Annotated in this window: 10 protein-coding genes; 3 read left to right on the top strand and 7 right to left on the bottom strand. The window is 42.5% G+C overall.

Features of this window, described 5'->3' with window-relative positions; genetic code table 11:
* Window positions 1-32 precede the first annotated feature (32 nt).
* The gene (locus PCRYO_RS02090) at window positions 33-1,391 is read left to right on the top strand and encodes an NCS1 family transporter (protein ID WP_011512773.1); all 1,359 of its coding nucleotides are present in this window, start codon (window positions 33-35) and stop codon (window positions 1,389-1,391) included.
* Window positions 1,392-1,485: 94 nt separating this feature from the next.
* Here the strand turns inward: PCRYO_RS02090 and PCRYO_RS02095 are convergent, their stop codons facing one another.
* Window positions 1,486-2,037, bottom strand: a complete 552-nt coding sequence (locus tag PCRYO_RS02095) for a protein disulfide oxidoreductase (RefSeq protein ID WP_011512774.1) — start codon at window positions 2,035-2,037, stop codon at window positions 1,486-1,488.
* Between the two features lie 287 nt (window positions 2,038-2,324).
* A complete protein-coding gene (locus PCRYO_RS02100; protein WP_011512775.1) occupies window positions 2,325-3,962 on the bottom strand; it encodes a carbon-nitrogen hydrolase family protein in 1,638 nt (545 codons plus the stop codon).
* Between the two features lie 533 nt (window positions 3,963-4,495).
* On the opposite strand from PCRYO_RS02100, the gene PCRYO_RS02105 reads away from it, so the two are divergent.
* Window positions 4,496-5,128, top strand: a complete 633-nt coding sequence (locus PCRYO_RS02105; RefSeq protein WP_011512776.1) for a BLUF domain-containing protein — start codon at window positions 4,496-4,498, stop codon at window positions 5,126-5,128.
* A 147-nt stretch (window positions 5,129-5,275) separates the two neighbouring features.
* Here the strand turns inward: PCRYO_RS02105 and PCRYO_RS02110 are convergent, their stop codons facing one another.
* Window positions 5,276-6,718 carry an FAD-binding oxidoreductase gene (locus PCRYO_RS02110; protein WP_011512777.1) on the bottom strand — a complete coding sequence of 481 codons (1,443 nt, stop codon included), beginning with the start codon at window positions 6,716-6,718 and terminating at the stop codon, window positions 5,276-5,278.
* Between the two features lie 399 nt (window positions 6,719-7,117).
* On the opposite strand from PCRYO_RS02110, the gene serA reads away from it, so the two are divergent.
* Window positions 7,118-8,344 (top strand): phosphoglycerate dehydrogenase, encoded by a 1,227-nt coding sequence (serA, locus tag PCRYO_RS02115; RefSeq protein ID WP_011512778.1) that lies wholly within the window; start codon window positions 7,118-7,120, stop codon window positions 8,342-8,344.
* Window positions 8,345-8,467: 123 nt separating this feature from the next.
* On the opposite strand, the gene PCRYO_RS02120 is transcribed toward serA, so the two are convergent.
* The 4 genes from PCRYO_RS02120 to PCRYO_RS02135 form a co-directional block, all read right to left on the bottom strand.
* The gene (locus PCRYO_RS02120; protein ID WP_011512779.1) at window positions 8,468-9,526 is read right to left on the bottom strand and encodes a rhodanese-related sulfurtransferase; all 1,059 of its coding nucleotides are present in this window, start codon (window positions 9,524-9,526) and stop codon (window positions 8,468-8,470) included.
* A 267-nt stretch (window positions 9,527-9,793) separates the two neighbouring features.
* Window positions 9,794-10,375, bottom strand: a complete 582-nt coding sequence (locus PCRYO_RS02125) for a tetratricopeptide repeat protein (RefSeq protein ID WP_011512780.1) — start codon at window positions 10,373-10,375, stop codon at window positions 9,794-9,796.
* A 402-nt stretch (window positions 10,376-10,777) separates the two neighbouring features.
* Window positions 10,778-11,395 (bottom strand): methionine biosynthesis protein MetW, encoded by a 618-nt coding sequence (metW, locus tag PCRYO_RS02130; RefSeq protein WP_011512781.1) that lies wholly within the window; start codon window positions 11,393-11,395, stop codon window positions 10,778-10,780.
* Complete coding sequence (locus PCRYO_RS02135) at window positions 11,392-12,714, bottom strand: homoserine O-acetyltransferase MetX (RefSeq protein ID WP_088591989.1); 1,323 nt, start codon at window positions 12,712-12,714, stop codon at window positions 11,392-11,394. Before PCRYO_RS02135 ends, metW begins: the two co-directional genes overlap by 4 nt.
* Window positions 12,715-12,823: the final 109 nt, after the last annotated feature.

A 12,823-nucleotide genomic window follows, 5' to 3' on the forward strand; every position in this document is an offset into this window, starting at 1 on the left:
AATATTCAACATTCTCAAGGAAGGAGAAGGTGATGGACAATATTCAAGGAGCCGTTGCTACGGCAGGCGTAAAAACAATAGAGCATAAAGGGGTTGGTGAAGAGAGCCTAGCGCCGCAAACCACACGAATTATGGGCTCTTGGTCTTATTTATTTACTTGGTTAGGTGGGTGTGTCTCTATTGGTACCTTCACCGTTGGGTCAGGTTTGGTTGGTACCCTTAACTTATTACAAGTAGTGCTAGCAATCGCCATTGGTTGTACGGTTATTGGTGCAGCGCTCATGATTAACGGTCGCGCAGGTCATAAATATGGCATCCCGTTTATGGTGCAAAGTCGTTCATCTTTTGGTTTCACTGGTAGTCGCATACCAGCACTGGTGCGCTCTGTACCTGCGATTGTCTGGTTTGGCTTTCAGAGCTGGATTGGTGCTGGTGCATTAAATTTGGTGTCTGATGCTTTGTTTGGCTACAGCAATATAGTCGTCTTCTTTGTTGGTTTTCAGTTTTTACAAATTGGTCTGTCCGTTTTGGGTTTTCATGGTATCAAATGGCTTGAAAACATTGGCTCAATTTTTATTATTGGTTCACTGATTTACATGTTTATTAGTGTGATTAATAAATATGGTGATGTGATTTCAACCAATCTTATCAATACAGAAGGGACTTGGGGAGCGCCATTTTGGGGCGCAACCATGCTGTTTTTAGGCGTTTACAGTACGATGATGCTTAACGTCTCCGACTATTCGCGTGAACTAAAAGAAGATGTTGGTCTTTTTCGTCAAGTAGCCATCTATGCCAACTCTATCCTACCTGCAACATTGTTTATGGGTCTAATTGGTGTGATGGTGACCAGTGCGACTGGTGAAGTTGATCCTATCAAGGTATTTTCTAGCGCCGTTGATAACAAACCTTTATTAATCATTACGATGCTTTTCATTGCTTTTGCGCAGGTCACTACCAATATCTTAAACAACGTCGTACCGCCTGCTTATGCATTAATGGATATCTTCAAAATTAAGTATAAAACCGCTGCAGTTATTGTTGGGTTGCTTGCCTTTGGAACATTCCCTTGGGAGCTAGTAAAAGATGAATCTGCTGCGGGATTAAACTTATTTATTCAAACTTACTCAGCATTTTTAGGTCCTATATTTGCCATCTTAGTCGTTGACTACTATTTCTTACGTAAGCAAAAGCTGGATCTTGACAAGCTATATGATGAGAACGGTCCCTATAAGGGCGTCAACATGGCAGCTGTTATCGCTATGGTAGTGGGGATTGTAGTCGCTCTACTATTCTCAAGTATCTCTTGGTATGCAAGCTTAATTCCAGCAGGCGCTATCTATTGGATCTTGATGTTAAAGATGCCGGCTGCACAGCGTTTTATGTCATAATTTTTTCAAATGTTTAGACAAAAACCCTATAGCAGTGAGCTCTGCTATAGGGTTTTTGCGTGAGGTGCTAGACTAAGACTATTTAATTTCAGCCCTAAAAAACTGACGACAGCCACAGTCTTAGTTTTAATGACCATAATGGTTGAATGCCTGTAAGCCCTTGGCTCATCTCGCCATTTTTTAATATGACATAAGAGGGTGTGACTTGCCCTTGCCAATCATCAAAGATAGCGCCTTCTTTATCGTTTACAGTATTAAAACTATAGTTGTTTTGCTTAAGATAGCTGTGTAACTCTTGGTCAGAGCCGGACTTGATAGCAACAGTAACGACTGGATAGTTATTTTCTGCAGCCAACGCATTAATATTCGGTGAGGTCACGCTACATATCGGACACCACGTACCCCAAAAATAGACCAGCGTGGGTTTATCCGCACTCATTGCTGCCAAATCAATACTATGCCCTTGATAATCCATCAATTGCAACTGTGGATCGGCTGGCATGACCGGCTGTCGCCACCAGTTAACAGCAGTATAAATAATGGCAAATACCAAGCCGTAGAGCAGCACAGTTTTAATAAGTGACAGTGCTTTTTGCTTGGGTGTCTTTTTAGATCTCTCAGTCGTCTTGTCGATATCAGTCGTCATAGTGGCTGCTTTTTTGCTCGGTGGCTTTTATAAGTACAGTGAATTCAGTATTAAAGCGATACAGTAGGACTGGGATGAATTTTACGCAGCCTCTGTCGGCGTAAGCACAGCATGCCAGAAAAATTTATACCAGTACTGTGTTGGAACACAACGTATCTGTTTTATTTGGAATTGACTATAGTTTTTAATAGATAAAAATATACGGCTGAATAGTCAGCCGTATGATTAAAATATTAAGAGTCTCATTAATTAAGTATGCTATTAATTAACGGTTGGATAGTCCTCACTTAAGGCTTTTGCGCACGGTTTTGTAATGGATCGCCTAAAAGTACGCTACCAGAGTTTTCACGGCGCTCTTCATCACTCAACTTGCTCGCTGGAATTTTGGATTTTCGCTTCCATTTTAAGCTAAATAAGTCATCACGGCGATCAAGCAAATTGTGGACCGAACCTTCGTTACGGACGTGAGTGAGCTTGTCTAAATTCACATCTGAAAAGAAAACCATCTCAGTGTTGGCCGTCGTTTCTGCCATAATCGCGTCATGCGGGAATGCAAAATCTGACGGTGAAAAAATAGACGACTGCGCGTACTGAATGTCTAAGCTCTCAACTTGCGGTAAGTTACCCACTGATCCACAAATCATCACATAACATTCGTTTTCAATGGCTCGCGCTTGAGCACAGTGGCGCACACGTAAGTAGCCGTTTTTGGTATCTGTCCAAAAAGGCACGAACAAAATATCCATATCGTCGAGCGCCAACAAGCGGGCAAGCTCAGGGAATTCAACATCATAACAGACCAAGATACCAATACGACCAGCATCCGTATCAAATACTTTGACCTCATCACCGCCTTCGATGACCCAAGCGCTACGCTCATGAGGGGTAATATGGATTTTGCGTTGCTCTTCTACCGTACCGTCGCGGCGACACAGATAGCTGACATTGTACAGCGTGTCGTCTTCATCTAGTAATGGCATGGAGCCCATAATAACGTTAACGTTATAGCTGACCGCTAAATGCGATATTTCGTTTTTAAACCACTCGGTATAACCTGCCAAAAAGCGAATCGCAATGTTTTGATCCGTCGACTCACACAAACCCATCAATGGCGCGTTAAAAAATTCTGGCAAGCAGGCAAAGTCTGAGTTGTAATCAGCCATAACGTCGACAAAGAATTCAACTTGCTGCAACAGCTCTTCTGGCGACTCAACTTCACGCATCTGCCACTGGATACCGCCGATACGCACTTCAGATTTGCGCGTATTGGGCTTATAGTCTTTTGGCTCATAATAAATATTTGCCCACTCAAGTAAGGTCGCAAAGCCTTTAGACTGTTTGTCATCTGGCAAATAAGCGGTCAAAATACGCTTGACGATAAAACCATTCGATAACTGGAAAGAAAGCGCAGAATCATGAATTTCGCGTGAGGCAACCGCATCGATATAGTCACCGGGCGTTAAATCTTGATGGTTGTGGTAGTTTGGAATACGACCACCAGCTAAAATAGCTCGGAAGTTCAACTGACGACAAAGCTCTTTACGGGCATCATACAGCCTGCGACCCAAGCGATAACCACGATATTCAGGGTCAATGAGAGCGTCTAAACCATAGATAGCATCGCCTTCAGGGTTGTCTCTGATAATCTCTTTATGACCAATCAAGTCATCATAGGTATGTGGATTAGAGAACTTTGCATAATCAACGCGCATAGATAATACGATACCAATCAGCTCGTCGTGATCAAATAAAGCAATCTGCCCTTCTGGGAAAGCGTCAATCAAAGTATGAATTGTATTCTTTGACCATGCACCGCCTAAATTGACATAGACTCGATCCATTAACGCTTTAAGTTGCGGGTAGTCTTTTTTCTTAATCTCAGCAATCGTTAAATGAAAGTCTTCTGGTTTTTCTATCTTACTCATAAAATTCCTGTCTGTTGTTTCTGTATGCGGGTGTTAATAAGTGATATTGATAAATGAAGGTACGACACATCTTGCGATTAATTTTTATATAAGTGGGATAAATAACGGTAAATTTAAGTCTCAACTTAATGACAAGGTTTCGGCATAACAATGTTGAGAAAAATATACCAATAGGCTGTGAGAATCGTTACAATCATTTATCTGTGTATTTACAATAAGTTATAAGGATCGTTTCTCATATGATCTATTTTAATGAGGTATTTTTATAAGTTTGCAAGTGGCTCTATCGCACTTCAAGGGTGCTTTGACTACCTTTTGACGTACATTGACTGCTGATTATAGTATTCTTGAAGTAAATGTCGACTGGTATGATATCAAGCTCGTCAGCTAATGACAGTCAAACGTCGTAAAGATTTGCTAGGTTTTTGTGAGTCTTTCTGCCTCGTCGAGACATCATTTGATAAATTTATATTTAATTTTATTTGGTTATTTTTCCTTGCTCATATTTGATATTAACCCGTTAGGAATTTTTAATGACGCCTGAAATTCATACTGCTGTTTTTAGAACATTAGATGACATTGAAGATACTGCACTGGTGCAATTGGTGTACGTCAGTAGCATGACGCTTAGTTCGCGTTTTAGTACGACGATATTCGAAGAAGTAGAAAGTCATGCGCGTAATTATAATCAGCAACAGGGTATTACAGGCACGTTATGCTATGGCAATGGGCATTTTTTGCAGTGCATTGAGGGTGAAAAGGCCAGAGTACTGACGCTAATTCAACGTATATATGTCGATACCCGTCATAAAAACATTCAAGTGCTATTAGTGCAAGTCATCAAGCAGCGCAGTTTTTCTGATTGGCGTATGCGCTTACTGTTTTTGGAACGTTGGTTATGGTCACCTGCGACCAAAAAACAAGCGGCACAGCTATCACCGTTTTTGCCATTTTCGCCCCACGATTGGAGACCTGATCATACCGAATTATTCTTACAAGTGATCAAAAATTTTGATACGCCGCCTCATATCAATGCAGCGGGCATCACTTACAATGCGCTAGGTAATATGGTGCGCCATGTCGCTGCGCCGCATCAGGCTTTTTTAGTTGTCCAGGGTTTTTTGAGTGTGCTGCTCGTCGCAGGTTTAGCGCTGCTATATGTATAATTTATGCCACTTTAGAAAGATATAGGCGATTCACTCAAATATATCGTACTAGTGTTATTTGAGCATAAAAAAAGACGCTAATCTTATCAATTGCGCGTCTTTCTATTTATCTTTAATAATTAAAGATATATCAGGAGTAAAAACGCCTTACATATCAAAAATCTTACCACGGTTCATAATATTATTGGGATCAAAGACCTTTTTGACTTCGCGTAAATAATCAATCTCAATCTCACTGCGGCTATAATGTAGATACGGCTTTTTAGTCATACCAACGCCATGCTCAGCAGAGACTGAACCGCCATATCTTTGCACTGTTTCAAACACGTGTTTGTTGACGACTTGACACTCGCTGAAGAAATCGTCTTTACTCATGTTTTCAGGCTTTAAGATATTCAGATGCAAGTTACCATCACCGATATGACCGAACCAACAGACTTCAAAGTCAGGGTAGTTGCTACTGACGATATGATCAATCTCAGCGATAAACTCAGGGACATGACTGATAAGTACCGAGACATCGTTTTTATACGGGGTAAATACTGAGATAGTCTCAGAGATATATTCGCGTAGTTTCCATAGCTCTTCCGCTTGCGCGAGACTTTGACTCATCACCCCATCGATGACCCAACCTTGCTCCATGCAATCTTCAAATATCGCCATGGCTTTATCCATGATCGGCTCGTACGGTGCTTCAAACTCTAATAGCGTATAAAATTTGGTACGCGACTCAAATGGCTCTTGCACTTGACCGTGTGCCATCAGCTTATCAATTGCCACATCATCAAAGAATTCGAAGGCTGTTAAATCAATCTGTGCTTGAAAGGCAGATAGCACATTCATTACATCATTAAAACTGTCCATGCCAAGCACCATGACGTTTAAGTCTTGCGGCTGACGCTCAAGCTTGATTTGTGCCTGAGTGACAAAGCCAAGTGTGCCTTCGCTACCGATAAACAATTGACGTAAGTCATAGCCAGTAGCATTTTTGACCATACCGCGGTTCAATTGCAAGATATCACCTTTACCAGTTACTACTGTCAGCCCCATAATCCATTGACGGGTCATGCCATAGCGGATAACTTTGATGCCGCCAGCATTGGTGCCAATATTGCCACCGATTTGACTGGAGCCTGCTGAGGCAAAGTCGACAGGGTAGTAGAGGTCTTTCGATTCAGCAAACTGTTGCAACTGCTGCGTGACCACACCGGATTCAATCTCAACCATACGATCGGCAGGATAAAATTGTCCGATATGGTTCATCTTATCCATACTGACCACAATCTCACCATTGGCAGCGACTGCACCCGCAGACAATCCCGTACGACCGCCACTTGGCGTCAATACCACATCATGCTCATTGGCAAGCAGTACAATCGCTTGCACTTGCTCGGTGGTTTTTGGAAAGACGATGGCAGCAGGTGCGGGTGCAAAGTGCTTGGTCCAGTCTTTACCCCAATGCTCTAAACTTTCACTATCAGTTTTAATTTGGCTGGCATCAAACTGATGGGCGTCAAGCAGAGCGCTGAGGATGGTTTGAACAGCAGCTGCATGGGTTTCAGATAGGGTTTGGCTAGATAAAGAAGTCATGGTCAAATCTCGGTATCAACGTGAGTGCTATGCATAGAGGGGATTATTATGGGAATTATCATATAACCAAATGGCTATAACTGAACGTGTTTAATGGTGTATGTTATTAAGGGAATATTAACGATGTATATTATTGCAATTTAATAGTCGTCGCAATCGTAGAGTGTTATTAGTTTGCCTCTGTATATGCGTACATAGCATAAAGAAGGGGTGCTTGCTCATTTGGATAGCAGGATTCACTATAGCATAAAAATTTTTCAGGATTGATAACCAATAATTCATCTAATCTGCTAACATCGCCGCCCAATTTTGTGTAAGATATCCAGACTCTTTTCGTTTCATTCATCCAAGCTTATCCCTCAGATGATTTTTATAAGACAATTATAGGACAGTTCTCACATGGCGTTATCACTCCAAAAAGACAAAATCCGGTTTTTATTGCTTGAAGGTCTGCACGACAATGCTTTAAAAGTATTAAAAGATGCTGGTTATCAAAACATTGAAAATATCAGTCATGCATTGGATCAAGATGAGCTGATTGAAAAGATTAAAGATGCTCATTTTATTGGTATTCGCTCGCGCACGCAGCTGACACGTGAAGTGCTTCAGCATGCACATAAGCTTATCGGCATTGGTTGCTTTTGTATTGGTACCAACCAAGTAGACCTAGATGCTGCTCGTGAATTCGGTATTCCGGTCTTCAATGCGCCATTCTCGAACACCCGTTCGGTCGCTGAGTTGGTACTTGCTGAAGCCATCATGCTCTATCGCGGTATCCCTGAAAAGAGTGCCACTGTACATCGCGGTGGTTGGGGTAAGTCTGCGACTAACTCACATGAAGTACGCGGCAAAACCATCGGTATCGTCGGTTACGGCTCTATTGGCTCGCAGCTGTCTGTATTGGCTGAAAGCTTTGGTATGAAAGTTATCTATCATGATGTCTTGACCAAACTGCCACTAGGTAATGCAGTGCAAGTAGCTAGCTTAGAAGAGCTGTTATCTACTGCTGATATCGTGACTTTGCATGTACCTGATCTGCCAAGCACACGCTACATGATGGGCGCGGCGCAGTTTGCGCATATGAAAGACGGCAGCTACTTTATCAATGCTGCGCGTGGTACTTGTGTCGAGATTGATGACCTTGCTGCCGTGCTTGAATCTGGCAAAATCTTGGGCGCTGCAATTGATGTGTTCCCAAAAGAGCCAAAATCTGCTGATGAAGAGTTTGAGTCACCACTGCGTAAGTTCGATAATGTTATCTTGACGCCGCATATCGGTGGCTCAACGCAAGAAGCACAGGCAAATATTGGACTGGAAGTTGCAGATAAATTTGTGCGATATTCTGACCAAGGCGATACAGCAACGGCGGTCAACTTCCCAGAAGTATCGATTCCGTTTAAAGAAGGCACGCATCGCCTGCTACATATCCACAAAAACGTACCAGGCGTCCTGTCACAGATTAACCGTCTGTTTGCTGAAGCAAATATCAATATCTTGGCGCAGAGCTTGATGACGGAAGGCGATGTCGGCTATCTCGTTATGGATGTCGATTATAACGACTCAACCGCGGCTTTAGATCAGCTAAAAGACGTTCAAGAGACAATTCGTGTGCGTATTTTGTTTTAAGTTTTGTAATAACAGTTTAAATTTATAGTTAGCGCTATAAATAGCGAATAACAAAAAAGAGAGGCTCTATTCATAAGAGCCTCTCTTTTTTTATCGCATTTTCCATGTCCCTAAGGCATAAATTTAGCCAGCTTTAGTTTTATTGGCTGCGTCTGCTTGACGGCGAGCTTCGATCTTAGCTGCTTTGCGCTTCTCAATGACATCAATGACGTCACTACCGATATGGGCTTCACCACGTTTTTGTGCCAATTGCATTTGATGCTCACGCTCACGAAAGCGTGCTTTTTGCTCATCGGTCGCTTTATCGATACAGTGCGGACATGACTCACCCTTTATATAGGCAGGACTTTGCATCTCAGCTTGCGTAATCGGCATACGACAGGCAAAACACTGCTCATAACTGCCTTTTTCTAAGTTATGATTGACTGAGACACGGTTATCAAAGACGAAGCAATCGCCTTCCCACATAGAATCGCTGGCAGGTACTTCTTCTAGATATTTTAAAATGCCGCCCTCTAAATGATAAACCTCTTCAAAACCTTGCTCGCGCATAAATGCCGTTGATTTTTCGCAGCGGATACCGCCCGTACAGAACATGGCGACTTTTTTATGCTTGCTTGGGTCTAGCTCTTTTGCCACGTATTCTGGGAATTCACGAAACGTTTCGGTATTAGGATTGACCGCATTTTGGAACGTGCCAATTTTTACTTCATAATCATTACGCGTATCAATCAGGATGACATCAGGGTCTGAGATTAGGGCATTCCAGTCGCTTGGCTTGACATAGCGACCTACCGACTGCAATGGATCGATATTCTCCACACCCATCGTGACAATTTCCTTTTTAAGCTTTACTTTGGTGCGATAAAAAGGCTGGGCATCAGTATAAGATTCTTTAAAAGTAAAACTGCCAATTTCTTCGATACTACGCAGATAGTCTAGGACATTATCGATACCTTGGCGTGTGCCAGAAATGGTCCCGTTAATACCTTCACTAGCGATTAGCAACGTACCTTTGACGTCATTGTCGAGCATAGTATTTAGAATTGGGTCGCGGTACTTTTCAAAGTCAGCAAAGCGAGTGAATTTATATAGGGCAGCGACGACAATATTATTGGTCACGCTGTCGTATTCGGTCGCATGGGTTGATGCTTTTACGTTATCAGTCTGTGAGGTACTCATGTTTTTCTCCTGCTGGCTAGGTCGCAAACCTAGTGCATTGGGTTAAGGTGCTTTTTATCATTAACGGTTAGAATGAGTTGGTAAGATTCATAACACTAGCACGATTGTGGAATTGGCTAATGCGGGCGCAGTGTAACAAATTTTAGGGAAGTTTTGGGTGTTTTATCCTTCTTAAGCCAGATATAGGCGATGATAAAAATAGTCAATAAAAAAGCCCAGTAAAATACTGAGCTTTTTGCATATTCATTGTATAAAGTAAATTATAGCTTATTTACTCTGAAACCAAGTATCTGCTTTGCTGCGAGCACTAGCGATATCAGCACTGGATAAGTTTAATGCCAATTGACCAATTTTGCCACGGGCTTTATTACGGACTTTTTCATCGAGCATGCCATCACGGGCAGCCAAATCATACCATTTATAAGCATCGACTAGATTTTTTTGCTTTTCATCTAACAAGGCAAGCGTATAGCTAGCACGGTTATCACCACGCATAGCGGCTTTTTCTAACCAACCACGTGCTTGTTGTAGGTTTGGTTGTACACCTTCACCACGCAAGTACATGATGGCTAAGTTAAGCTGAGCAGGGGCAACGCCTTGCTGAGCCGCTTTGGTATACCACTGAACCGCTTGTTTGGTATTTTGAGCAATGCCTTCGCCTTTTTGCAAACGCTTGGCCAGATAAAATTGAGCATGATCATTACCTTGAGCCGCGCGATTAGATAGCTCGCTAATAGGCATTAGCTCAAAACGTGACGTATCAAGTGGTACGTTTGATATTAACTCAGCGTTGGCAAAACCTGCACAAGAAAAAATGGCAGTAAACAACGCAGCTTTTAATAATTTCATAGCAGCTCCAAAATTAGGCAGTTAATAAGCAAAAAAAATTGTCCCGCTAAACATTGTCTCGCTAAAGACAGTTAGACGGCGATAACAATTAGGCGACATCTTACAAGACCAACTTACCTAATTATTAGCAATATAATTAATCGTTATCATGTGCCAATAGATTCCAATAAAGCCGACAAACGGTATTAATCGGGGTGCAGTTGACACTATTTCGCTAGCTTAACACCCAAACTTACGAAACTCAAATATTAATTACACGATTTACTGCCTATCTATACCTCGTTGTCCTCAATAAAATCATAGAGTTACTTAGGTGTAAGAATAGATTAAGACTCTATTAAGGTTAAAAATGTACTTATGGGTGTCAATATTATTTTTAATAAGAGCTAGCAGTAGCAAATATCATTTAGGTTTTTGTTTGGTGACGCGATAAATAGCGACATCTGCCAATAGGTTTGGCGCTTGTCTTATCAATGCTGTCATCAACGGTGAATGCCCTTTTTCAGAATCACTGACGGCAAAACGATTGATAATATGAATATCATGCTGCGCGCACAGTTTCTCAAAATCTTTAAAGGTGCATAGATGAATATTTGGGGTGTTATACCACTCATAAGGCAGCGCTTCTGAGACTGGCATAATACCTTTCAAACCCAAATGTATTCGGTTCTGCCAATGGGCAAAATTAGGAAAAGTAATAACTGCTTCACGAGCGACGCGCAGCATATCAAGCAACAGTATATCAGGCGATTTGACGGCTTGTAGTGCACGTGCCATTACTACAGTATCAAAACTATTATCAGCGAAACGTGCCAAGCCGTCATTCAAGTCTTGCTCAACAATGGATAAACCATTAGCGATGGCTTCATTGATTTTGTCCTCGTCAATCTCAAGTCCATAACCAGTTACGCCGCGATTTTGCTGTAAATGCGCGAGCAGCTCGCCATTACCACAGCCTAAGTCAAGCACATGTGAGTGTGGGGCAATCCAACGCTCAGCCAATTGATGATCCATTCTCATGAGCGCGCTCCTAATGTTTTTTGACTGTTTTGGTCTCGGTTATCAGTCATAAATGGTGCGTTTAGGAAGCCTTTGACAGCGCCCATATAACGCGGAATATCAAATAAGAAAGAATCATGCCCATGCGGCGCATCGACATTGATATAGCTGACCGGTTTACCAGTCGCCATCAGCGCATCGACAATCTCTTGTGAGCGCTCGGGAGCAAAACGCCAATCCGTGGTAAATGACACAATCAGATACTGGCATTCAGTATGGGCAAAGGCGGCTTTCAATGCGGTCAGCTCTTGATGATTGGTTGCACTTATGTTGTCGATATCCGCACTGTCCGCTAAAGTATTTGCTAGCTCGTTTTCGCTACTATCTGCTTTTACAGACTCAGCAAGAGACGAGGCTAAAGATTCTGGCGACGAATCTATAGCAGACTCTAATGGATAATCCCGTGTCGGGTCAAAATAATCTAGCGCTTTGGTCATAAGCAAATAGGTATTGGCATCGAAATTTTCGCTAAAGCGCTCACCTTGATAGCGCAGATAGCTTTCGACTTGGAACTCAACATCATAGCCATACATAAACTTGCCGGACTTTAAATCACGGCCAAACTTGGCTTTCATCGCATCGTCAGTCAGATAGGTAATGTGTCCTACCATTCGCGCAAGGATAAGCCCTCGGCGAGGGTAAGTACCTGCTAGCAGATAGCGTCCGTCTTTAAAGTCAGGATCAGATAAAATAGACTGGCGTGCCACCTCATTAAAGGCAATATTTTGCGCAGACAGCTTGGGCGTACTGGCAATAACCACGCAACGTTTTAAACGGTTTGGGTAATCTACTGACCATTGCAGAGCTTGCATACCGCCCATTGAACCACCGACGACGGCATGCCAGACGTCAATGCCCAAGCGATCTGAAAGCATGGCTTGGGTCTTGACCCAGTCTTTGATAGTGACCAGAGGAAAGTCAGGTCCATATACTTGTGCTTGACTGCTATCTGGATTTATTGTCGTGGGACCAGTAGAGCCAAAGCAGCTACCGATATTATTAACGCAGACCACAAAGAATCTATTGGTATCGATGGACTTATTGGGTCCGATCATATTGTCCCACCAACCAGCTTTTTGATCTTCATCGCTATGAAAGCCTGCTGCGTGATGACTGCCTGATAGGGCATGGCAAATAAGCACAGCGTTTGACTTGTCGCTATTAAGCGTACCATAGGTTTCGATAATCAAATCGAATGATGGTAAAGTGCGATTACACTCTAGAGTTAATGGCTCAGCGAAATGAAGAGTCTGGGGCGTGACGACTCCGACTGAGTTCAATAATTCCTCAGTGTTGATTGAGCTTTTAGCATTGCCTTTAGCATTGCTTTTATCTGTGGCGGACTGGTCACTGGTATTATCAGGGCGTGCGTTCAAAGCTACCTCACAA

The organism is Psychrobacter cryohalolentis K5, from assembly GCF_000013905.1.
In the GTDB taxonomy this organism is placed as follows: domain Bacteria; phylum Pseudomonadota; class Gammaproteobacteria; order Pseudomonadales; family Moraxellaceae; genus Psychrobacter; species Psychrobacter cryohalolentis.